The 22,758-nt window shown below is 63.5% G+C and carries 22 protein-coding genes; 10 read left to right on the top strand and 12 right to left on the bottom strand.

Translation table 11 applies throughout. The features are described 5' to 3' along the window. Positions 1–34: 34 nt before the first annotated feature. The 6 genes from N4T19_RS00835 to N4T19_RS00810 all read right to left on the bottom strand — a co-directional run bounded on the left by N4T19_RS00835 (position 35) and on the right by N4T19_RS00810 (position 8,552). Entirely contained in the window at positions 35–1,573 is a 1,539-nt protein-coding gene (locus N4T19_RS00835; RefSeq protein WP_021024887.1) for a 2-isopropylmalate synthase, read from the bottom strand. A gap of 143 nt (positions 1,574–1,716) precedes the next feature. After that, on the bottom strand, positions 1,717–3,441 hold the full coding sequence (leuA, locus tag N4T19_RS00830; protein WP_260719194.1) for a 2-isopropylmalate synthase: 1,725 nt from the start codon (positions 3,439–3,441) through the stop codon (positions 1,717–1,719). Positions 3,442–3,663: 222 nt separating this feature from the next. Further along, complete coding sequence (gene pssA, locus N4T19_RS00825; RefSeq protein WP_116925036.1) at positions 3,664–4,551, bottom strand: CDP-diacylglycerol--serine O-phosphatidyltransferase; 888 nt, start codon at positions 4,549–4,551, stop codon at positions 3,664–3,666. Between the two features lie 206 nt (positions 4,552–4,757). Next, the gene (gene ilvC / locus N4T19_RS00820; RefSeq protein ID WP_116925035.1) at positions 4,758–5,774 is read right to left on the bottom strand and encodes a ketol-acid reductoisomerase; all 1,017 of its coding nucleotides are present in this window, start codon (positions 5,772–5,774) and stop codon (positions 4,758–4,760) included. A gap of 353 nt (positions 5,775–6,127) precedes the next feature. Continuing rightward, positions 6,128–6,619, bottom strand: a complete 492-nt coding sequence (gene ilvN / locus N4T19_RS00815) for an acetolactate synthase small subunit (RefSeq protein WP_021024891.1) — start codon at positions 6,617–6,619, stop codon at positions 6,128–6,130. A 142-nt stretch (positions 6,620–6,761) separates the two neighbouring features. Then, complete coding sequence (locus N4T19_RS00810; protein WP_116925251.1) at positions 6,762–8,552, bottom strand: acetolactate synthase 3 catalytic subunit; 1,791 nt, start codon at positions 8,550–8,552, stop codon at positions 6,762–6,764. A 305-nt stretch (positions 8,553–8,857) separates the two neighbouring features. Between N4T19_RS00810 and N4T19_RS00805 the strand changes: the two genes are divergently transcribed. The 6 genes from N4T19_RS00805 to N4T19_RS00780 all read left to right on the top strand — a co-directional run bounded on the left by N4T19_RS00805 (position 8,858) and on the right by N4T19_RS00780 (position 12,531). Then, positions 8,858–9,421 (top strand): RNA polymerase sigma factor, encoded by a 564-nt coding sequence (locus N4T19_RS00805; RefSeq protein ID WP_182345611.1) that lies wholly within the window; start codon positions 8,858–8,860, stop codon positions 9,419–9,421. Further along, on the top strand, positions 9,418–9,852 hold the full coding sequence (locus tag N4T19_RS00800) for a DUF3619 family protein (RefSeq protein ID WP_021024894.1): 435 nt from the start codon (positions 9,418–9,420) through the stop codon (positions 9,850–9,852). The genes N4T19_RS00805 and N4T19_RS00800 overlap by 4 nt, the downstream gene beginning before the upstream one ends. After that, positions 9,849–10,784 carry a DUF3106 domain-containing protein gene (locus tag N4T19_RS23255; protein WP_116925033.1) on the top strand — a complete coding sequence of 312 codons (936 nt, stop codon included), beginning with the start codon at positions 9,849–9,851 and terminating at the stop codon, positions 10,782–10,784. Before N4T19_RS00800 ends, N4T19_RS23255 begins: the two co-directional genes overlap by 4 nt. 10 nt (positions 10,785–10,794) lie before the next feature. Beyond that, on the top strand, positions 10,795–11,364 hold the full coding sequence (locus tag N4T19_RS00790; RefSeq protein WP_260719193.1) for an RDD family protein: 570 nt from the start codon (positions 10,795–10,797) through the stop codon (positions 11,362–11,364). Between the two features lie 127 nt (positions 11,365–11,491). Beyond that, positions 11,492–11,938 carry a diacylglycerol kinase gene (locus N4T19_RS00785; RefSeq protein ID WP_116925032.1) on the top strand — a complete coding sequence of 149 codons (447 nt, stop codon included), beginning with the start codon at positions 11,492–11,494 and terminating at the stop codon, positions 11,936–11,938. Beyond that, a complete protein-coding gene (locus N4T19_RS00780) occupies positions 11,935–12,531 on the top strand; it encodes an LOG family protein (RefSeq protein ID WP_116925031.1) in 597 nt (198 codons plus the stop codon). Before N4T19_RS00785 ends, N4T19_RS00780 begins: the two co-directional genes overlap by 4 nt. Before the next feature lie 113 nt (positions 12,532–12,644). Here N4T19_RS00780 and N4T19_RS00775 read toward each other — a convergent pair whose 3' ends face one another. Together N4T19_RS00775 and lhpI are read right to left on the bottom strand one after the other, a co-directional pair. Further along, positions 12,645–13,940, bottom strand: a complete 1,296-nt coding sequence (locus N4T19_RS00775) for an MFS transporter (protein ID WP_260719192.1) — start codon at positions 13,938–13,940, stop codon at positions 12,645–12,647. A 73-nt stretch (positions 13,941–14,013) separates the two neighbouring features. After that, positions 14,014–14,982 carry a bifunctional Delta(1)-pyrroline-2-carboxylate/Delta(1)-piperideine-2-carboxylate reductase gene (gene lhpI / locus N4T19_RS00770; protein ID WP_116925029.1) on the bottom strand — a complete coding sequence of 323 codons (969 nt, stop codon included), beginning with the start codon at positions 14,980–14,982 and terminating at the stop codon, positions 14,014–14,016. A 199-nt stretch (positions 14,983–15,181) separates the two neighbouring features. On the opposite strand from lhpI, the gene N4T19_RS00765 reads away from it, so the two are divergent. Continuing rightward, positions 15,182–15,796, top strand: coding sequence for a helix-turn-helix domain-containing protein (locus tag N4T19_RS00765; RefSeq protein WP_116925028.1), 615 nt, complete (start codon positions 15,182–15,184; stop codon positions 15,794–15,796). A gap of 84 nt (positions 15,797–15,880) precedes the next feature. On the opposite strand, the gene glnK is transcribed toward N4T19_RS00765, so the two are convergent. The 4 genes from glnK to N4T19_RS00745 all read right to left on the bottom strand — a co-directional run bounded on the left by glnK (position 15,881) and on the right by N4T19_RS00745 (position 19,794). Continuing rightward, positions 15,881–16,219 carry a P-II family nitrogen regulator gene (gene glnK / locus N4T19_RS00760; RefSeq protein WP_116925027.1) on the bottom strand — a complete coding sequence of 113 codons (339 nt, stop codon included), beginning with the start codon at positions 16,217–16,219 and terminating at the stop codon, positions 15,881–15,883. 144 nt (positions 16,220–16,363) lie between these two features. Beyond that, positions 16,364–17,821 (bottom strand): SulP family inorganic anion transporter, encoded by a 1,458-nt coding sequence (locus N4T19_RS00755; protein ID WP_260719191.1) that lies wholly within the window; start codon positions 17,819–17,821, stop codon positions 16,364–16,366. Between the two features lie 116 nt (positions 17,822–17,937). Beyond that, positions 17,938–18,093 (bottom strand): hypothetical protein, encoded by a 156-nt coding sequence (locus N4T19_RS00750; RefSeq protein WP_260719190.1) that lies wholly within the window; start codon positions 18,091–18,093, stop codon positions 17,938–17,940. Between the two features lie 45 nt (positions 18,094–18,138). Continuing rightward, entirely contained in the window at positions 18,139–19,794 is a 1,656-nt protein-coding gene (locus N4T19_RS00745; protein ID WP_260719189.1) for an NAD+ synthase, read from the bottom strand. Between the two features lie 195 nt (positions 19,795–19,989). Between N4T19_RS00745 and N4T19_RS00740 the strand changes: the two genes are divergently transcribed. From N4T19_RS00740 to N4T19_RS00730, 3 genes are all read left to right on the top strand, one after another. Continuing rightward, complete coding sequence (locus N4T19_RS00740) at positions 19,990–21,063, top strand: threonine aldolase family protein (protein WP_260719188.1); 1,074 nt, start codon at positions 19,990–19,992, stop codon at positions 21,061–21,063. A 43-nt stretch (positions 21,064–21,106) separates the two neighbouring features. Then, complete coding sequence (locus N4T19_RS00735) at positions 21,107–22,333, top strand: GNAT family N-acetyltransferase (protein ID WP_116925024.1); 1,227 nt, start codon at positions 21,107–21,109, stop codon at positions 22,331–22,333. A gap of 173 nt (positions 22,334–22,506) precedes the next feature. Next, a complete protein-coding gene (locus tag N4T19_RS00730) occupies positions 22,507–22,704 on the top strand; it encodes a CsbD family protein (protein ID WP_021025136.1) in 198 nt (65 codons plus the stop codon). Positions 22,705–22,758: the final 54 nt, after the last annotated feature.

Here is a 22,758-nt window from a genome sequence, read left to right as displayed (position 1 = left end):
TTCAATTATTTAAGTGAAATTATATTCCGAAGTCTCAACCTTGTGCAGCTACTCGCTCCGTAGGATTTTGTAACTTGTTTAGCGCAGCGATGTAAGCCTTCGCTGACGCCACCACAATATCAGGGTCTGCGCCTACACCGTTGACCACGCGCCCACCCATCTGCAAGCGCACGGTCACCTCGCCCTGGCTCTCGGTCGAGCCGCTGATCGCATTGACCGCATACAGCACCATCTCGGCGCCGCTGCGCGCCTGCGACTCAATTGCCTTCATCGAGGCATCGACCGGGCCGTTGCCGGTAGACTCGCCGCGCACCTCCTGGCCATGGGCAATCAACACCACGCTGGCCTTGGGCTGCTCGCCCGTTTCGCTCGATTGCGACAACGAGACAAAGCGGTAGGTTTCGGCCTGCGCCTCGGCGCCTTCCATGTGCACCAGTGCGAGGATGTCTTCGTCAAAAATTTCGCTCTTGCGGTCGGCCAGGTCCTTGAAACGGGCAAAGGCGGCATTGATCTCGCTTTCGCTGTCCATCACCACACCCAGCTCCTGCAGGCGCTGCTTGAAGGCGTTGCGGCCCGAGAGCTTGCCCAGCACGATCTTGTTGGCGCTCCAGCCCACATCTTCGGCACGCATGATTTCGTAGGTGTCGCGCGCCTTGAGCACGCCATCCTGGTGGATGCCGGAGGCATGCGCAAAGGCATTGGCGCCCACCACGGCCTTGTTGGGCTGCACCACAAAGCCGGTGGTCTGGCTCACCAGGCGGCTGGCGGCCACGATGTGCTGCGCGTCGATGTTGACATCGAGGCCAAAGTAGTCGCGCCGCGTCTTGACGGCCATGACCACCTCTTCGAGTGAGCAGTTACCCGCGCGCTCGCCCAGGCCGTTGATCGTGCACTCCACCTGGCGTGCACCACCGATCTTGACGCCGGCCAGCGAGTTGGCGACAGCCATGCCCAGGTCGTTGTGGCAGTGCACCGACCAGATGGCCTTGTCGCTGTTGGGAATGCGCTCGCGCAGGTTCAGAATGAACTGGCCATAGAGCTCAGGGATCGCGTAGCCGACGGTGTCGGGCACGTTGATGGTCGTGGCGCCTTCGGCAATCACGGCCTCGATCACGCGGCAGAGAAAATCAGGGTCGCTGCGGTAGCCGTCTTCCGGGCTGAACTCAATATCGCCCACCAGGTTACGGGCAAAGCGCACCGACATCTTGGCCTGCTCGAACACCTCATCGGGCGACATGCGCAGCTTTTTCTCCATGTGCAGCGGGCTGGTCGCAATGAAGGTGTGGATACGCGCGCGGTTGGCGGGCTTCAAGGCCTCGGCGGCGCGGGCGATGTCGCGGTCGTTGGCGCGGGCCAGCGAGCAGATGGTCGAGTCCTTGATGATGGAGGCGATGCTCTGGACACAATCGAAGTCACCGTTGGAGCTGGCGGCAAAACCGGCCTCGATGACGTCCACCTTGAGGCGTTCGAGTTGGCGCGCAATGCGCAGCTTTTCGTCCTTGGTCATCGAGGCGCCGGGCGACTGCTCGCCATCGCGCAAGGTGGTATCAAAAATAATCAGTTGGTCGCTCATCGTGTGTTCTCCATGGCATTGGTCCTGCGCTGCCACCGTGGGTGAGTGGATTGTCTAAAACAGGCTGCAGGAGAGCGATCACTTCACTCTGCTGCAGCCTGCTTCAACCGCGCTACAGTTTACGTGCTTTGCTCCGCCTGTGGTTAGGCGGTAGCCACTTGTACAGCCGCTTGTGGCGCTGCCGTTTGCACGCTGGCGACAGCACCGCTACGTGCTACCGCACTCATCACCGCGCGGAAAGCCGCCTGGGTGCTGTTGCTGTCCATGCCCACGCCGTACAGGCTCTGGCTGTCGCCCACGCGCAGCTCGATATAGGCAGCGGCCGTGGCATTGGCGCCCTTGTCGCCGCGGGCATCGCTGGCAGCCACTGCATGCTCGCTGTAGTCCAGCAAACGAACGGGGATACCGATGGCGCTGCTGACCGCTTGCACAAAGGCATCGATCGGGCCATTGCCGTGGCCGGCGATGCTGACGGCCTGGCCGGCCCACTGCACCTTGCCGCTGATGCGCACGTCATCGCTGTCGTTCGATTCCACGCGGTACTGGGCCAGCGCATGGTTGGCGCCCAGCTGGTACTCGCGCTCGAAGATCTGCCACAGGTCCTTGGCGGTGAACTCGGTGCCCGCCGTGTCCATCGCGCGCTGCACCACCTGGCTGAACTCGATCTGCAAGCGGCGTGGCATCGCCAGGCCATAGGCTTCTTCGAGCAGGTAGGAGATGCCGCCCTTGCCCGACTGGCTGTTGACGCGGATTACCGCTTCATAGCTGCGGCCCAGGTCCTTGGGGTCGATAGGCAGGTAAGGAATTTCCCAGATATCGGCATCCTGGCGGGCCGCAAAGGCTTTCTTGATCGCATCCTGGTGCGAGCCCGAGAACGAGGTGTAGACCAGGTCGCCGGCATAGGGGTGGCGCGCCGGCACGGGCAGTTGGTTGCAGTACTCGACTTCAGCGCGGATCGCGTCGATGTCCGAGAAATCGAGCTGGGGCGATACACCCTGCACATACATGTTCAAGGCCACATTGACGATGTCGAGGTTGCCGGTGCGCTCGCCATTGCCAAACAGGCAGCCTTCGACGCGGTGGGCGCCGGCCATCAACGCCAACTCGGCGCTGGCCGTGCCGGTGCCGCGGTCGTTGTGTGGGTGCACAGACAACACCACCTCAGGGCGGTTGGCAAACTGGCGCACCATCCACTCGATCTGGTCGGCAAACACGTTGGGGGTGGCGTTCTCCACCGTCGTGGGCAGGTTCAGGATGATGTCGCGGCCTGGGCCCCAGGCGGCAATCGCCGTCTCGCAGGCCTGCAGGGACACCTCAAGCTCAGCGAGCGAGAAGGTCTCGGGCGAGTACTGCAAGACCCATTCGGTGCCGGGCTGCGCATCGGTCAAGGTCTTGAGGTGGGTGACCTGGTCTTTGACCAGGGCCATCACCTCGGGCACGCTCATGCCGAATACCACCTTGCGCCAGACCGGGGCCACCGCGTTGTAGATGTGGACAATGGCGCGCGGCGCGCCTTGCAAGGCCTCGACCGTGCGCGTGATCAGCTCAGGCCGGGCGGGGGTCATCACCTGGATGGTGACGTCGGCGGGAATGCGCTTTTCCTCGATCAACTGGCGCACAAAGTCGAACTCGATCTGCGAGGACGCGGGAAAACCGACTTCGATTTCCTTGAAGCCAATCTTGACCAGCATGTCGAACATGCGCAGCTTGCGTGCCAGGTCCATGGGCTCGATCAGCGCCTGGTTGCCATCGCGCAGATCGGTGGACAGCCAGATGGGTGCCTGGGTGATCTGGGCATCAGGCCAGGTGCGGTCACGCAACGCAATGGCTGGAAAAGCGCGGTACTTGCTGGAAGGTTGGGTCAACATGGTTGTCTGGTCTTTCTCATCGGAACAAAAAGTTCGGGGTTGGAAACCAGCAACCTGCTAAAAACAGAATCGGCCCGTTGCTGGTGCAAACGGGCCGAGGTGTAGGGGTGAAAAACTGCGCGCTACTCTACCTGCCCGTTGGACATGCTAGTAGTAGAGCTAGGGACAGGTTTTGCATGGCAATCACTCTAACACAGGTTTGGGCTGGTGTCTGCAAAAAACTCAATCGTGGTGCAAGCCGCGCTCTTCGGGCTCGTCGGTCGAGGTCGCCACGATCGAGACATGCTGGCCCTTGAAGCGGCGCCAGGCATAGATCACATAGCCCGAGAGCGAATAGACCACAAAGATCAGGAACAGCATCGTGGCCGGCTCGATGCTGACCACCGCCAGCAGCAGCACCACCACCACCAGGGAGATGAAGGGCACGCTCTTGGCAGCGCCTGCATCCTTGAAGCTGTAGTACGGGATATTGGTGACCATGGTCAGACCCGCCAGCAAGGTGATGGCAAACATGATCCAGGACAGGTCATCGCGGCTGGCCGGGTAGCCGCCAAACAGCGCAATCACCTGGCCAAAAATCGGCACATCGCGGTGCGATACCAAAAGCGCGCTGGTCAGCCAGATAAAGCCTGCCACCAAGGCCGCAGCAGCGGGCGACGGCATGCCCTGGAAGTAGCGCTTGTCCACCACGCCTGTGTTCACATTGAAACGCGCCAGGCGCAGCGCTGCGCAGGAGCAATAGACAAAGGCTGCGATCCAGCCCCAGCGGCCCAGCGGGCGCAGCGCCCATTCATAGGCAATCAGTGCGGGAGCGGCGCCAAAGGACACCATGTCCGAGAGCGAATCCATCTGCTCGCCAAAGGCGCTTTGCGTGTGCGTCATGCGCGCCACGCGGCCGTCGAGGCTATCGAGCACCATCGCGCAGAACACGCCGACAGCGGCCGCCTCGAAACGGCCATTCATGGCCATCACGATCGAGTAAAAACCGCCAAACAAGGCGGCCAAGGTGAACGAGTTGGGCAGCACATAGATGCCCTTGCGCCACTTGCGCTGCGCAGGCGGCAGTGCATGCGCTGCGGCCTTGGGCTTGGTTTCGTTTTCGTCCAGCATTCAATCCACTCCAGCGCCAGCTATATCTGCGCAATCAGCTACTTATTTTATAGTTTCCAGCGGGTTCTGGCCCCGCCGGGCTTGGGCTACAGTGTAGCTTTTCGCCAGCGCGGCCCCGCCGGCCATGCCCATGAAAAAAGGACTGCCAAAGCAGTCCTTTGCACATCACCTCGGCGCCGCAACAGGGCTGCGGCAGCCGCCGGGATTTAGTTGCGGGTCTGGTCGACCAGCTTGTTCTTGGCGATCCAAGGCATCATGGCGCGCAGCTGACCACCGACTTGCTCGATCTGGTGATCGGCGGTGTTGCGGCGGCGGGCGGTCATCGATGGGTAGCTCAGACGGCCTTCCTGGATGAACATCTTGGCGTAGTCGCCGTTCTGGATGCGCTTCAGAGCGTTGCGCATGGCCTTGCGCGACTCTTCATTGATCACCTCAGGGCCGGTCACGTACTCGCCGTATTCGGCGTTGTTCGAGATCGAGTAGTTCATGTTGGCGATGCCGCCTTCGTAGATCAGGTCCACGATCAGCTTGAGCTCGTGCAGGCACTCGAAGTAGGCCATTTCAGGCGCGTAGCCGGCTTCCACCAAGGTCTCGAAGCCCATCTTGATCAGCTCGACCGCGCCGCCGCACAGAACGGCTTGCTCGCCGAACAGGTCGGTTTCGGTTTCTTCCTTGAAGTTGGTCTCGATGATGCCGGCCTTGCCGCCACCATTGGCCATCGCGTAGGACAGGGCCAGGTCACGGGCCTTGCCAGACTTGTCCTGGTGCACAGCGATCAGGTGGGGCACGCCGCCGCCTTGGCTGTAGGTGTTGCGCACGGTGTGGCCTGGGGCCTTGGGCGCCACCATCCACACGTCCAGATCGGCGCGGGGCACGACCTGGTTGTAGTGCACGTTGAAGCCGTGCGCAAACACCAGCGAAGCGCCTTGCTTGATGTTGTCCTTGACGTTGTCGCTGTAGACCTTGGCGATGTCTTCATCAGGCAGCAAGATCATGACCACGTCAGCGGCCTTGACGGCATCGTTGACTTCCATCACGGTCAGGCCGGCCTTCTCGGCCTTGGGCCAGGAAGCGCCAGACTTGCGCAGACCGACGATGACCTTCACGCCACTGTCGTTGAGGTTCTGCGCGTGCGCATGGCCTTGCGAGCCGTAGCCGATGATGGCGACGGTCTTGCCTTTGATGAGGGACAGGTCACAGTCCTTGTCGTAAAAAACTTTCATGCTTCGCTCCGTTGGTATCAGTCAAAAATTCAGAAATTCAAACAAACATTCTCAAGAATCTGCATCGTCAGGGGGCCTTGCCGCAGGTCCTGAAGCCAGCAAATAAGCTCCCGCTACAAAAGCGCCCAATCCTACTATGAGTACTAGCCAGGGGTTGGTGCGCCTCGAAGCGTTTTCGTCGGGCTCGCCAAAGATGCCATCACACAAGCGCTGCTGTGTGAAAAGGTCCTGGGACAGACTGCAATCAGGGTCGTCCGTCTGCACCCAGGCCACCACCAGCACAAGCCCCACCAGCAGCAGCACCACCCCCACCGCCTGGCGGGCATGGCGTCGCAGCCGGTGACACCAGCGCATTACACGCGCAAGATGCGTTCACCGCGACCGATGCCGCTGGCACCGGTACGCACGGTCTCGAGGATGGCCGACCGGTCGATCGCGCTCAGGAAGGCATCGTTCTTGGCCTGGTCGCCGGTCACCTCGATGGTGTAGCTCTTCTCGGTCACATCGATGATGCGACCACGGAAGATGTCGGCCATGCGCTTCATCTCCTCGCGCTCCTTGCCGACGGCCCGCACCTTGATCATCATCAGCTCGCGCTCGGTGTAGGCGCCTTCGGTCAGATCAACCACCTTGACCACCTCAATGAGACGGTTGAGGTGCTTGGTGATCTGCTCGATGACGTCGTCCGAGCCGGTGGTGGTGATGGTCATGCGCGACAGCGAGGCATCCTCGGTGGGTGCCACGGTGAGCGACTCGATGTTGTAGCCACGGGCCGAAAACAGGCCCACCACGCGCGACAGGGCGCCTGGTTCGTTCTCCAGGAGAACCGCAATGATGTGTTTCATAAGAACAGATTCCTCTTTTCGCTACCCTCCCCCAACGCCGGTAAGCGCTGGGCTCGGTAGACAATAGATTCGTCAGAAAGGGAAAACCCAAGGACAGGCTGGACGCGCGCTTGCCGCAAGGCGCGCCAAGCCAGAAAGGCGTTTACAGATCGTCCGCGCCCAGCAGCATCTCGGTGATGCCCTTGCCGGCCTGGACCATCGGGAAGACGTTCTCGGTCGGATCGGTGCGGAAATCGAGGAACACGCTCTTGCGCTCTTCGCGGGCAATGCGCCGCGCCTCACGCAGCGCGGGCTCCACATCCTCGGGCTTCTCGATCAGAATGCCCGCATGGCCATAGGCTTCGGCCAGCTTGACGAAGTCAGGCAGCGAATCCATGTAGCTGTGGCTGTAGCGGCCCGAGTATTCGATCTCTTGCCACTGGCGCACCATGCCCAAGAAGCGGTTGTTGAGCGCGCAGATGATGATCGGCGTCTCGTACTGGCGGCAGGTGGCCAGCTCCTGGATGTTCATCTGCACCGAGCCTTCGCCGGTGATGCAGAACACCTCGGCATCGGGCTTGGCCAGCTTGATGCCCATCGCATAGGGAATGCCCACACCCATGGTGCCCAGACCGCCCGAGTTGATCCAGCGGCGCGACTCCTCAAAACGGTAGTACTGCGCAGCCCACATCTGGTGCTGGCCCACGTCCGAGGTCACATAGCAGTCCGCATCGCGGGTCATCTGCCACAGCGTCTCGACCACGAACTGGGGCTTGATCACCTCCTTGTTGCCACGGTCATAGCGCAGGCAATCGCGGCTGCGCCAGTCTTCGATGGTCTTCCACCAGTTTTGCAGCGCCTCGGCATCGGGGCTGGCCACGCTCTCGCGCACCATCGCGATCAGCTCGGTCAGCACTTCCTTGCAGTCGCCCACGATGGGCACATCCACCTTGACGCGCTTGGAGATCGACGAGGGGTCGATGTCGACATGGATGATCTTGCGCTCCACCGACATGAAGTGCTTGGGGTTGCCGATCACCCGGTCATCAAAGCGCGCACCGACGGCCAGCAGCACATCGCAGTTCTGCATCGCGTTGTTGGCTTCGATCGTGCCGTGCATGCCCAGCATGCCCAGGAATTTCTTGTCGCTGGCCGGGTAGGCGCCCAGGCCCAGCAAGGTGTGGGTCACCGGGTAGCCCAGCAGGTCCACCAGGGTGCGCAGCTCTTGCTCGGCGCCGCTCAGCAGCACACCGCCACCGGTATAGATATAGGGGCGCTTGGCCGACAGCAGCAGCTGCAAGGCCTTGCGGATCTGGCCGCTGTGACCCTTCTTGACCGGGTTGTAGGAGCGCATCTCGACCGTCGAGGGATAGCCGCTGTAGGCCACCTTCTTGAAGGACACGTCCTTGGGAATATCGATCACCACGGGGCCAGGGCGGCCCGTGCGTGCGATATGAAACGCTTTTTTCATCGTCAGCGCCAGGTCGCGCACATCCTTGACCAGGAAGTTGTGCTTGACGATGGGGCGCGTGATACCGACGGTATCGCATTCCTGGAACGCATCCGAGCCAATGGCGGTCGTGGATGTCTGACCGGAGATCACGACGATGGGGATGCTGTCTGTGTAAGCAGTGGCAATACCGGTGACGGCATTCGTCAGGCCGGGGCCGGAGGTGACCAGGGCCACGCCCACTTCACCGGTGGCGCGGGCAAAACCGTCTGCCGCATGCACTGCTGCCTGTTCATGGCGAACCAGCACATGGTTGATGGTGTCTTGCTTGTAGAGCGCGTCGTAGATGTAGAGAACTGCACCGCCGGGGTAGCCCCACAGCTGCTTGACGCCTTCGGCCTGCAGTGCCTTGACCAGCACTTCAGCACCCATGAGTTCTTGGGATTTCTGCGCGGACTGATGCGCCGCTTGCGCCGAGTTCTGCTCGGCCTTGGACATTTCCATGATCAACCTTTGTGAATTTCTCTAACGAAAAACCTCTGGTGCTCCTCACCCAGCTCTTGTGGAGCCTGCTTGGAACTTGAGGCCAACGGACATGGGCGAGATGCTTGCGACGCCGGACCGTGACCCTTTTGCTTTTTGATGCTTGTACATTATCGCACTGCAGCATTGCTTTGCGACAAGCTACGGATTTTTTTTCGATAGGATGCGATAATCTAAGGCTTGATGCGGTGTTTTTTGCCACACTTGGTTTATTTACCCGGGTAAAAAGCGAGAAATCTCTGAATAACCACGGTGTTGGGTACGATTTGGCCACAGAACGAGAACTGTCCGACTTTCTGAAAAGCGTTGAAAAGCGAGCTTTCAAGCGCTCGCTTTTTCATGTGCGCGACCAGGAAGCAGCGCTCGACATCGTGCAGGACAGCATGATGAAGCTGGCCGAGCACTATGGGGACAAGCCGCCCAACGAGCTGCCGATGCTGTTCCAGCGCATCCTGTCCAACAGCACGCTCGACTGGTTTCGCCGGCAAAAGACGCGCAACGCGCTCTTTACGACGATGAGCGACTTCGAAGGCCCGGATGACGAGGGGGAATTCAACCTCCTCGATATCTACAACGCCGACAATGGAGAGGCCGAGCAGAGTGCCGAGGACCACACCAACCGCAAACAAACCCTTGCATTAATAGAAAAAGAGATACAACAGTTGCCAGCGCGTCAACGCGAAGCGTTTCTGATGCGTTATTGGGAAGAGATGGACATCGCAGAGACTGCAGCAGCCATGGGTTGCTCAGAGGGAAGTGTAAAAACCCACTGCTTTCGCGCCATCCAAACCTTGAGTAAAGTGCTTAAGGCCAAAGGAATCGTGCTATGAACCGCTCAAACACCGCCCAAACCGTTGTCAATGCTGAAATTTTTGCCCGCCGCGTCACCGCTCGGCTGAGCGAAGCCGAGGCTGATCTCGACTACGACATCAGCGAACGTTTGCGAGCGGCCCGCGAGCGCGCGCTGTCCCGCCGCAAGGTGGTGGCTGTGCCCGCTATTGCACGCCAGCCCCAGCAGGAAGCTGCACCTTCTGGCAAACGCAACTGGTGGCGCGCCGTGGTGTCGGCCGTTCCGCTGAGCGCGATGGTGGCCGGCCTGGCTTTCTTCAATGGTGTTCAGGCGGACGAAGGCGCCAGCGAAATGGCAGAGTACGATGCCACCTTGCTGGCTGACGAGCTGCCGCCAAGCGCCTATACTGATCCTGGTTTTACCCAGTTTCTGAAGATTGCTGCCCAAAAGCAGCCCACTGACAAGCGTTGAGACACGATTACGATAACGACGAGGTAGCCGGCAGCACGCCCGCCCCTTCGAGCATCCCCGCCCTGGCAGCCAGTATTTTGCTGGCTGCTTTTGCTGTTGTGGGCATCTACGCCGGCAACAAGGCCGCCAATATCTACGGCAGCGCCGCCAGCGATCTGGTGAGCGCCAACAGCGTCACGCGCTCGAGCAGCCCGCGCAATGAAGGCCCGAGCTGGGAGGCGCTCGATGACGACCAGCGCACCGTGCTGGCGCCGCTCGAAGAGCAGTGGAACTGGCTGACCACCCAGCAAAAAAGCCGCTGGACGATGATCGCCGACAGCTTTGACGATTTCTCCCCCGAAGAGCAGCTGCGCATTGCCGAGCACATGAAGGAATGGGCCAAGTTCAGCCTCTCCGACCAAAGCCAGGCCCGGCTCAACTACTCGAACATCAGCAGCCTGTCGGCCGAGGAAAAACGCAAGCTCTGGGAAGACTACCAGGCACTCAGCGCCCGTGAGCGCAAGCGCCTGGCCCAGGGCGGCGTGCTCTACCACGGTGGCGTGGCGCTCGCGCCCCGCCCCACCGCCCGCAGCACCGGGCGCCTGGTCAAGGTGCCCGCTGCCGCCATCAACCCCAACCGCGCCAACCCGCCCAAAATCCTGCCGCCGCCCGAGATCCGTGTGCAGTCGCGCGGCATGGTGACGCCAGTCGAAGTAGGCCCCCTCAGCGGGCCAGCCCCGGCCGCCAACGGCGCAGCGCACGCCCCAGCCCCCGCGCTACCCCCGGCGCCGTCCCCCGCCTTGCCGCCTGCCCCGGTGGTGGAGACCGCCCCGGTGCAAATGCCCGCGCCTGTTACCTCCTCGCCGCTGCCCCCGCTCGATGCCCCCAGCCGGCCACCGGCGGGCGAATCGCAGTCGCGCAACAGCGACAGCCCGGTGCACCCGCCGACCTGATACTGTCCGCATGCAGACCACTTCCAGCACAACAGCGCTGCCTTCCGGCCCTCTCGCCACCAGCGCCCTGTTGCGCGCACCGCGCCTGGCGCGGCGCATGGCCTGCTGGTTGTACGAGGGCATGCTGATGTTTGGCGTGGTCTTCATGTCGGGCTACCTCTACAGCTCGCTGAGCCAGACCCGCAATGCGATGGACAACCGCCATGGCCTGCAGCTGTTCCTGTTCATCATCTTTGGCATCTACTTCACCTGGTTCTGGCACAAGGGCCAGACCCTGGCGATGAAGACCTGGCAGATCCGCATCGTTGACCGCCATGGCCAGCCGCTGACCCAGGGCCGCGCGTTGCTGCGCTATGTCTGCAGCTGGCTGTGGTTTCTGCCGCCGCTGGTTGTCAGCATGCCCTTTAGCCTGCCGGTGGGCGAAATCGTCGTGCTGCTGAGCGGCTGGATCGTGCTCTGGGCGCTGGCCAGCCGGCTGCACCCGCTGCAGCAGTTCTGGCACGATGCGATCGCGGGTACCCGCCTGGTCAGCGCCGAGCGCCCTGCGCCCAAAAACACGGCGCCTGATCGGTCGGGCTAGATGGACCCTTGTTGCGCCAGCGCTGCTGGGCGCAAGCGCCACGCAGCGCGCCGATCAAATGCTGCAGTGCAATAATATGCTTTGTGTCGCCCGCGCTGTGCCATGATGGGCGACTACCACGCTCCCTATGAACCAGCCCGATCCCCGCCCCCCCACCGAGCCCGCCGCGCCAGCGCACAGCCTGGCCGACATCCACGCCGCCAACCCGCAAAAAAGCCGCACGGGCCTGGCCCGCGTCTGGCATGCCGCAGGCTACTCGCTGCAAGGCCTGCGGGCCGGCTGGGGCGAAAAGGCCTTCCGCCTGGAGGCCATGCTCGCGCTGCTGATGCTGCCTGCCTCCATCTGGCTGGCACGCGACTGGCGCGATTGGGCCTTGCTGATCACCCCGGTTTTTCTGGTGCTGATCGCCGAGCTGCTCAATACTGGCATCGAGATGGCGATGGACCGCTTTGGCCCCCAGTGGCATGCACTGGCCAAGAAGGCCAAGGACATGGGCAGTGCCGCCGTGTTCCTGGCGCTGGTGCTGTGCGCGGCGGTGTGGCTGCCTGCCTTGTATGAAAGATTGCTGAAATGACCAACTCCCCAAGCTTTTCGATGTGTGTTTACTGCGGCTCGCGCCCCGGCAAGACCGACGCCTTTGGCCAGGCCGCCCAGGCCGTGGGCCACTGGATCGGCAGCCATGGCGGCCAGCTGGTCTATGGCGGCGGCAAATCCGGCCTGATGGGCACGGTGGCCCGCGCCACGCGCGAGGCCGGCGGCCGCGTGGTCGGCGTGATCCCCAAGGCCCTGGTGGACCGCGAGCTGGCCAATGAGCTCTGCGACGAGCTGCACGTGGTCACCACGATGCACGAGCGCAAGGCCATGATGGCCGAGCGCAGCAATGCCTTCATCGCCATCCCTGGCGGCATCGGCACCTTTGAAGAGCTGTATGAAATCTGGACCTGGCGCCAGTTGGGCTACCACGACAAGCCCATCGGCATTCTCAACGCCCATGGCTACTACGACGGCATGCTGCAGTTCCTGCAGCAGTGCGTGGGCCAGGGCTTTATGGACGACTGGCAGATGGGCCTGATCAAGAGTGGCGATGACCATACCGCGCTGCTCGCACAACTGGTCGAAGAAGCCGGCCTGTCGCAGCAAAGCGATGCGATGCGTGCCGTGATCTAAGCCGCGCCCCGCAGACACAAGAACATCGGCCCGCTCATAAGCGGGCCGATGGCTTTTGGTGGGCCACCACCGCCGCGGTGGATGAGGCGGCAGCAGTGTCTGGGGCAGAGCCCTTAGTCGTTATCGGCCACCGTCTTGGCAAACGCAATGCCAATGAGCGAGATGACCGCCGTGCCCACGATGTACCAGGCCACCGGCACCCAGGAGCCGTTGTATTTGTTGAGCAGCCAGGTGGCGAGCAAGGGGGCAGTGCCGCCTGCCAGCGCCGCGCCAATCTGGTAGCCCAGCGTGATGCCGGTGTAGCGCACGCGGGTCGAGAAAATCTCCGAGAACAAGGTGCCCAGCACGGCCGTGATGGGCGCCCAGACGAGACCCAGACCGACGACGGTGGCGATGACCAGGCTGGTCATAGTGCGCTGCTCGAGCAGCATGAAGTACGGGAAGGTGAAGGCGGCCATCACGAAGGTGCCAGCGATAAACATGCGCTTGCGGCCAATGCTGTCGGACAGGCGCCCCATGATGGGAATCATCACGGTCGTCAGCAAGGTGGCAATGGTGACCGCATTGAGCACGGAGATGCGCTCAAAGCCCAAGGTGGCCGTGGCGTAGCTGACGATAAAGGTCGAGAAGATATAGAACGGCGCCGTTTCGACAAACTTGATGGCGACGGCCACCAGCACCGCGCGCCAGTGGTAGCGCAGGGTTTCGACCAGCGGGATCTTGGCGACATTGCCGCTGGCCTTGGCCTGCTTGAACGCAGGGGTCTCATCAATGCCCTTGCGGATCCACAGGCCCAGGAACACCAGGATGGCGCTCAGCAGGAACGGCACGCGCCAGCCCCAGGCCAGAAACTGGTCATCGGGCAGGGTGCTCATCACGGTGATGGCCAAGGTGGCCAGCACCATGCCGATGGTCACGCCCATCTGCGGCACGCTGCCAAACAGACCCTTGCGGTTCTTGGGCGCGTATTCATAGGCCAACAGCAGCGCGCCGCCCCACTCGCCACCAATGCCCAGGCCTTGCACCAGGCGCAGCACGATCAGCAGGATCGGCGCCCATATGCCAATTTGCTCATAGCCCGGCAGCAGGCCGATCAGCACGGTGGCGCCGCCCATCAGCGACAAGGTGATCACCAAGGTCTTCTTGCGCCCGATGCGGTCACCGATGTGCGAGAAAATAAAGCCCCCCAGCGGCCGGATGAAGAAGGTCAGCGAGAAGGTCAGGTAGGACAGCATCAGCCCCACGACCGGGTCGGTGGTTGGGAAGAACACCTTCCCGAACACCAGCGCCGCCGTGGTCGCATAGAGGAAATAGTCAAACCACTCGATGGAGCTACCCATCAGACTGGCAATCAGTACTCGCTTGTTGGTGGCCGCAGACGCTGCTGGCTCGGTCGAAGAGGTGCGCATGGAAGGGATGTGAACAGATAGCAAAAGAAAGGGAGAACACTGGCCCGGCCCGCACTGGGCCAGGCACAGCAGATCAGGTGGCCGAGGCGCCCGAGGTGCCCGCAGCGCTAAAGGCGTCAAAGGCCAGCGATGCGGCGGCCAGGTCCTCCAACGCCGTGCCCACGGCCTTGAACAGCGTGATCTCATCGGCGCTGCTGCGGCCCGCATGCTGGCTGCGGCACAGCTGCTCCAAGGTGGCAGCCAGGCCGCTGGCCTCCCAGGCGCCGCTGGCGATGGGCGCCAGAATATCGCCCGCCTTCATCAGCGCTTCGGGCGTATCGACAAAAACGGTGGCGCGGGCAAAGCAGGCGTCATCGCTCTCGCGCATCGCCGGGGTAAAGCTGCCGATCAGGTCCAGGTGCACACCTGGCTGCAGCCATTCGCCACGCACCAAGGGCGCGTTGGACAAGGTGGCGCAGCTGATGATGTCGGCCTGGCGCGCCGCCTGCTCCAGGTCGGTGGCGACTGCGGCTTGCAGGCCTTGCGCCTGCAGGCGCGCCACCATCGCTTGCGCGGCCTCGGGGCGGATGTCCCAGACCTGCACCTCCTGGATATCCCGCACGCAGCGGTAGGCATCGGGCAGCAGGCTGGCCACGCGGCCGGCGCCCAGCACCAGCAGACGGCGGGCATCGGGGCGGCTGAGCCAGCGCGCGGCCAAGGCCGATGCCGCAGCGGTGCGGCGCGAGGTGATGGCATCACCATCGAGCACCGCCAGCGGGGCGCCGGTGGTCGCGTCGTACAGGATAAAGACCGAATGCAGACCCGGCAGGCCGCGCGCCTGGTTGCCTGGGAAGATGGAGACCGTCTTGACCCCCATGCGCTTGCCGGTTTGCCAGGCGGGCATCAGCAGCAGGATGCCGTCTTCAGCGCTCGTCTGGCCGGCGATCTGGTGGTTGTGGCGCAGTGGCACTTCGCAGCCGGCGATGAACATCTGTTCCAGACAGTCGATCAAGGCCGCCATGGGCAGGTGTTGCGTGGTGTGGGTGGAGTCCAGGATCTGCATGTGGCGCAATAAATCTACTAAAGAGAATTAATTTTCGTATACGAAATTTAATGCAGTTTGAGACAATAAATTTCTTAAATCCGTTCTTTCTGTCTAGGGTTTACCCGAGAATTAGGCCTAAAACGCGGCCGCCACGGCTTCGCTGTGCCACGGGCCAGCGCAGCGCCCCCTACACTGGCGAGCACCACAAGAGCCTGCCATGCCCCACGCCCCACCGCCCCACCACAACGCCGGCGCCGATGCCACCACCGATGTGTTGGCCACCAAGCTGCGCCTGCTGCGGCGCGATGCCGATCTGACCTTGCAGCAGCTGAGCCAGCGCTGCGGCATCTCAGCGTCTGCACTGTCCAAGATCGAACACGGCCAGCTCTCGCCCACCTATGAAAAAATCGCGGCGCTCGCGCGCGGGCTGGAGGTGGACGTGGGCGAGCTCTTCAGCCCGCTGCAGCAAACGGGCCTGCGCGCGCGGCGCAGCATCACCCGCCAGGGCGATGGCCTGGTGCACCGCACGCCGCAATATGTCTATGAGCTGCTGCATGCCGACCTGGCCGACAAGCGCTTTATTCCGCTGCTCACCACCATCAAGGCCCATGAGCGCAGCGCCTTTCCGCAGTTGCTCAGCCACGATGGCGAAGAGATGCTGTATGTGATGCGCGGCAGCGTGGTCATCCATACCGACAGCTACGCGCCGCTGGAGCTGGCCGCCGGCGACTCCTGCTATTTCGACAGCGCCATGGGCCATGCCTGCATCTCGGGCGGCGATGAAGATGCGCAGGTGCTGTGGATCTGCTCGCACACCACGATCAAGCCCTGAACCCGCTGCCCAGCAATCGGTGGCAGACATGAAAAAAGCGCCTTGGTGGCCAAGGCGCTTTTGCGGATGCGGGGACTGTCTGGATCAGACCGCCGCTTCGTCCAGATCGCCGGTACGGATACGGATCACGCGCTCGATCTCGGTGACGAAAATCTTGCCGTCTCCGATCTTGCCGGTGCGGGCCGCGTTGACGATCGCGTCCACACAGCGGTCCACATCCTCGTCTTTCACGGCGACTTCGATCTTCACCTTGGGCAGAAAGTCCACGACATATTCCGCTCCGCGATAGAGCTCGGTATGGCCCTTTTGGCGGCCAAAGCCCTTGACCTCACTGACCGTCAGACCGGTCACACCCACATCCGCCAGAGCTTCACGCACCTCGTCCATCTTGAAAGGTTTGATAACGGCGGTAATCATTTTCATAAAGCTCTCCTGGGATGGGCATATACACGCTGCGCAGGCGATGCGCGCAGCAACTGGGGCTATTGTGCGTCAAGATTCCGGCTTCGGCACCTCCGGGGCCAAATCTCCAGGCAATGGCAGCCCAAGCCATGGCCCATCCGCCCGCTAAACGCCGTCCAGCCGCAGGTCCAGACGGGCAGCCAGCGCCTGGCTCTGGGCGTTGAGCCCTGTCACCTGCACGGCGCTGCCATGCTTGCGCAACCGTGCGCAGACCTTGGCGAGCGCCTGCACGGCCGTGATGTCCCACAGATGCGCCTGCGCCATGTCGATGCGCACCGGCCGGCCCTCGATCTCGCGCACATCAAAGGCATCAACCAGCAGATCGGCCGAGGCAAAGAACAGCTGGCCACGCACGGCGTAGACCAACTCGGCATCGCCGCTGCGCTGCACCTGCAGCAGCCTGGACATCTTGAACATGAAGAACACGCCGCTCAGCAGCACGCCCACCGCCACGCCAGCGGCCAGGTTGTGGGTGGCGATGGTGACCACCACCGTGGCGAGCATCACCAGGCTCGACAGCTTGGGATGTTTGAGCAGCGCGCGGGCCGATCCCCAGTCCAGGGTCGAAGCCGACACCATGACCATGATCGCGACCAGCGCCACCACCGGCACCTGGGCCACCCAGGGCTTGAGCAGCACCATCAAGCCCAGCAAAAAGGCACCGGCAAACAAGGTGGACAGCCGGCCGCGCCCGCCATAGCGCACATTGCTCACGCTCTGGCCGATCATGCCGCAGCCCGCTATGCCACCAAAGCAGCTGGCTGCGATATTGGCCAGGCCCAGCCCGCTGCATTCGCGGTTTTTGGCGCTGGGGGTATCGGTCTGCTCATCGACCACGCTGGCGGTCATCAAGGATTCGAGCAGGCCCACCATCGCAATGGCCAGCGCCGGCAGCGCGATCAGCTGCAGGGTCCGCCAGGACAGCGGCACATCGGGCAGCGCCCAGCTGGGCAAGCTATCGGGCAGGTGGCCCAGGTCAGCCACAGTCTTGAGCGGCAGATCCAGCGCATGGGCTGCGCCCGTCAACACCAGGATGCAGATCAAAGGCGACGGGATGGCCGTACTGATGCGCGGCAGGCCATAGATGACCACCAGGCCCAGCGACAGCATGGCCCAGGTCGCGCCATTGGCGCCCACCAGGTGTGGCAGCTGGGCCGCAAAAATAAGAATGGCCAGCGCATTGACAAAACCGGTGCGCACCGAGCCCGAGACAAAGCGCAGCAGCACCCCCAGGCGCAGCCAACCAAACAGTATCTGCATGGCGCCAGCTAGCAGGCCCGCCGCCAACAGGTACTGCAGGCCATGGGCCTGCACCAAGGGCGCTGCGACCAGCGCCACTGAGCCCGCAGCGGCCGACACCATGGCCGGCCGACCGCCCGCAAAGGCAATCACGATGCTGATGACAAAGGAGGCAAACAGGCCCACCGACGGATCAACTCCCGCGACAAAGGAAAAGGCGATGACCTCGGGGATCAGCGCAAACGTGGCGACCGCGCCGGCCATCAGCTCGCGCGGCACGCTCGGCGCCCACTGGGCGCGGAAATAATGAAGAAAAGGGGACATGGCAAAGCGCGCACCCGGCAGCGCCGTGTACAGCTCCAAAAAGACGAAGGAAATGCGGCGGCGCAGGCGGGCCGCGCGATGCCGCGATCAACGAAAGCGAGGGAAGGCGCGCCGCGCTATGGCGGATTGAGCCGCGAGAAGCCCGACTGGCGCGTGGCGACCTGGCGCGCAATGCGTGCGCGCACAAAGCTCTGAAAGCGCGCAGCCCCCAGCCGCCCCGCGTCAGGCGCGAGGGGTGGGCAGGCACAGCGCATCAAGGGCATCAAGGGCATGGTTTGCAGGCGTGGGTCACAGGCACGGGCAGTGGCCGCCGCCGCTCAGCCGCGAAAACCGTTGGTGATGGGGTAGCGCCAGTCGCGGCCAAAACCCCGGGCCGACAGGCGCGGGCCCACGGCGGCCTGGCGGCGCTTGTATTCGTTGATGCGGATCAGGCGCACCACCCGCTCCACATCGGCGCGGGGGTAGCCGGCACCCACAATGCTATCGATGTCAGCGTCCTGCTCCATGTAGCGCGCGATGATGGCATCCAGCACCTCATAAGGCGGCAGGCTGTCCTGGTCCTTCTGGTCCGGGCGCAGCTCGGCGCTGGGCGGGCGGGTGATGATGCGCTCGGGGATCGGGTTGCGGCCGGTTCCGTAGGGGTCATGGGCATTGCGCCAGCGCGCCAGCTCAAACACACGGGTCTTGGGCACATCGCGCAGCACCGCAAAGCCGCCCGCCATGTCGCCGTACAAGGTGCAGTAGCCAGTGGCCATCTCGCTCTTGTTGCCGGTGGTCAGCACAATGGAGCCGAACTTGTTGGACAGCGCCATCAGCAAGGTGCCCCGGATGCGGGCCTGCAGGTTTTCCTCGGTCGTGTCTTCGGCGCGGCCAGCAAAATCATGCGCCAGCGCGGCCTTGAAGGCTTCGAACTGCGGCGCAATCGAGATCTCTTCATAGGCCACCGACAGGCGCTCGGCCATCTCGCGCGCATCGATCCAGCTGATATCGGCCGTGTAGGGCGAGGGCATCATCACCGTGCGGACCTTGTCAGCCCCCAGCGCATCGACCGCAATCGCCAGCACCAGGGCCGAATCGATACCGCCGGACAAACCCAGCACCGCACCGGGGAAACCGGTCTTGCCCAGGTAGTCGCGCACCGCCACCACCAAGGCCTGCCACAGCTGCTGGTTGGTGTCGCCAGGCTGGGCGATGGGGCCGGACAGCTGCAGGCCTGTGGCCGTGGCCTCGACCTGCACGGTCAGCAGATGCGCGTCAAAACCTGGGGCGCGGGCGGCCACCTGGCCATCGGCATTGAGCGCAAACGAGTGGCCGTCAAACACCAGCTCATCCTGCCCGCCCACCAGGTGGGCATAGACCAGCGGCAGACCGGTCTCGCGTGTGCGCTCGGCCAGCAGGGCCTCGCGGTGGCCGGGCTTGTCCATCTGGAATGGCGAGGCATTGATGACGGCCAGCAGCTGCGCACCGGCCGCCTTGGCCGCCCGCGCGGGCTGGCTGGCCCAGGCGTCTTCGCAGATCAGCAGGCCAATGCGGCTGCCCGCCACCTCGAACACACAGGTCTGCGTGCCTTCGACAAAGTAGCGGGTCTCGTCAAATTCACGGTAGTTGGGCAGCAGCTGCTTGCGGTAGCTGGCCAGCACCTGGCCGGCGCGCAGCACGCTGGCGGCGTTGTAGCAGCGGCCATGGGCCGCATGCTGCGCCGCCTGCGGGTGGCCCAGCACCACCGTCAGATCGGGCCACTGCCGGCTGGCCTCCAGCACCTGCGCCACGGCGGCATCGCAGGCCGCCAGGAACGAGGGGCGCTGGAACAGGTCCTCGGCGGCATAGCCGCAAATGCCCAGCTCGGGGGTCAGCAGCAGCTGGGTGCCCTGGGCCGCGGCCTGCGCCGCCGCATCAATGATCTTGCGGGCATTGCCCGGCATATCGCCCACAACAAAGTTCAGCTGGGCGCTTGCAATGGAAAAATGGGACATGGATGGTTCGATGGCAGTGAGCAGTGCACCAGGGCCACAAGGAGAGTGGGCAGGGCCCGTGCCTGGCGCAGCCAAAGAGTCTAGCCTACAAACCCCAAGGCCTGCGCAGCGGCACGCAAATCCCGCCAGTCCGGGTCCGCTGGCGCGCGGTTTGCGGGCAAAATCGGGCTTTTGCACCACCACCTGCAGCGTCCCATGAACTTTGGCAGCGACAACCAAGCCGGCGTCTCCCCCCGCATCCTGCAAACCCTGGTAGAGGCCGCCAGCGGCATCCAGTCCGCCTACGGCAACGACGAATGGAGCCAGCGCGCCGAGCAGATGCTGGGCGAGGCCTTTGGCGCGCCCGTCAAAGTGTTCTTCGTCACCACCGGCACAGCGGCCAATTGCCTGGCGCTGTCCACCATCGCCCAGCCCTGGAACGCCGTGGTCTGCCACCACATGGCCCATATCGCGGTCGATGAGAACAGCGCCCCGGCGCTCTTCACCGGCGGCGCCAGCCTGCTGCCGATGGCCACGGACAACGGCAAGATCAGCGCCGAGGACCTGCCCGCGTTTGTGGAGCGCACCCCCCACGACGCACCCCACAACATGGTGATCAGCGGCCTGAGCATCTCCCAGGTGACCGAGAACGGCCTGGTCTACCAGCCCCAAGAGATTGCCGCACTGGCCGCCCAGGCCCATGCACTGGGCCTGCGTCTGCACATGGATGGCGCGCGCCTGGCCAATGCCATCGCCGCGCTGCAGTGCCACCCGGGCGACATCACCTGGCGCGCGGGTGTCGATGTGCTGAGCCTGGGCGCCTCCAAGAACGGCGCGCTGATGGCTGAGGCGGTGGTGTTCTTCGACCAGGCGCTGGCCCAGAACTTCTCGCTGCGCATCAAGCGCAGCGGGCAGCTGGTCTCCAAAAGCCGCACCATCGGCGCCCAGTTCTGCGCCTGGCTGGAGGGCGGCCACTGGATGGAGCTGGCCCGCCATGCCAATGCGATGGCAGCCAAGCTGTCGGCCGCACTCGCCGCCACGCCTGGTGTACGCCTGAGCTGGCCCACCCAGGCCAATGAAGTGTTTGTGCGGATGCCCATTGCGCTCTATGAACATCTGCGCGCCCAGGGCGTGCGCTGCTCTGACTGGTACGCCAGCAGCCTGCCGGCAGGTACCCAGCTGCAGGCGGGCGAGGTGGTGGTGCGCTTTGTCGCGTCCTGGTCCAGCAGCGACGAAGAAATCGCCGCGCTGATGGACCTGGTGCACAGCCACCAGCGCCAAGCCGCATAACCTGCCCCGTGCAGCGGCGCAGCAGGCAGACCACAATCGGGCCATGACCTCGCTGCCCGCTGACCCCACGCCCGCACCCCACCCTGGCCCCAGCCTGGAGCTGCGCATCCTGCCCAGCATCGCCGAGTTCGATGCCCTCGCCTGGGATGGACTGCTGGCCTTGCAAGAGCGCCCCACCCCCTTCATGCGCCACGCCTATCTGCAGGCGCTGGAGGACAGCGGCAGCGCCACCGTGGAGAGCGGCTGGCAGCCTTGCCACCTGAGCCTGTGGCAGGGCGACGTGCTGGTGGGCGCTTGCCCTATGTACCTCAAAAGCCATTCCTATGGCGAGTACGTGTTTGACTTTGCCTGGGCGCGGGCCTATGCCGAGCATGGCCTGGACTACTTCCCCAAGGCGGTCATTGCCGTGCCCTTTACCCCGGTGCCCGGCAGCCGCCTGCTGGTGGCCGATGACAGCTTTCGCGCGCCGTTGCTGCATGCCGCCACCCAGTTTTGCGACCAGCAGCAGGTCTCGTCGCTGCACCTACTGTTTGGCGCTGCGCCCGATCTTCAGGCGGCGGATAACATTGCGCTGATGCAGCGCGAGAACGTGCAGTTCCACTGGCGCAACCGCGATGCGGCCGAGACCGGCGACGCCAGGCCCTACGCCGACTTCGATGATTTTCTGGCTGAGCTGCAGCAGGACAAGCGCAAGAAGATTCGCCAGGAGCGGCGCAAGGTGCAGGCCGCTGGCGTCACGTTCCGCCATGCCAGTGGAGCGCAGATCAGCGCAGCCGATTGGGACTTCTTCTACCAGTGCTATGAGCGCACCTATCTGGAGCATGGCAACGCGCCCTACCTGACCCCGGCGTTCTTTGCCGCGATGCGCACGCAGATGGCCGAGCACTGGCTGCTCTTTATCGCCGAGCGCGAGGGCCGCCCCATCGCCGCCAGCCTGATCGCGATCGATGCGCCGGGCACGGGGCCGCGCCACGCCTATGGCCGCTACTGGGGTGCGATGGAGCGGGTGGACTGCCTGCACTTTGAGGCCTGCTACTACCAGCCCATTGCATGGTGCATACGCCATGGCCTGCAGTGCTTTGAAGGCGGCGCGCAGGGCGAGCACAAGATGGCACGCGCCCTCATGCCGGTGCGCACCCCCAGCGCCCACTGGCTGGCCCATGCCGGCTTTGCCCAGGCGGTAGAGCGCTACCTGGCGCGCGAGTCCCAGGGCATGGCCGAGTACCAGCGTTCGCTGCAGGACCACAGCCCGCTCAAACACCGGCCATAAGCCCGGCCCCGGCTGGTTGATCCCCTGCCCAAGTTGTAATTAATCTTGTCGGTGGTTGCGGCGCTGTGACCGCTGTCGGCGATACCGCACAACAAGCACGACTGCGCACTGACAGGCTCTGGCATGGCCGCTGCGCACAATGGCTACACCTCAACCAAGCAAGGAGTGGCACCATGAACAAGGACCAAGTCGTAGGCAAGATCAAGGACCTCGCAGGCGAAGCACAGGCCGGTGTCGGCAAGGCCATCAACAGCCCCAGCCAGATCGCCAAGGGCAAGGCACTGGAGGCCGAAGGCGAAATCCAGAAAAAGGCCGGTGATGTGAAAGAGAGCTTGAAGGACGCCGCTGATGCGGCCAAGAAGCGCCTCTGAGCCTGATCGACCTCCGGGGTGTAACAGCGGCCTTGATGAACGTCACTAACACAT

The organism is Comamonas squillarum (genome assembly GCF_025309455.1).
GTDB lineage: Bacteria > Pseudomonadota > Gammaproteobacteria > Burkholderiales > Burkholderiaceae_C > Comamonas > Comamonas squillarum.
This window is presented reverse-complemented; position numbering and strand designations above follow the sequence as displayed.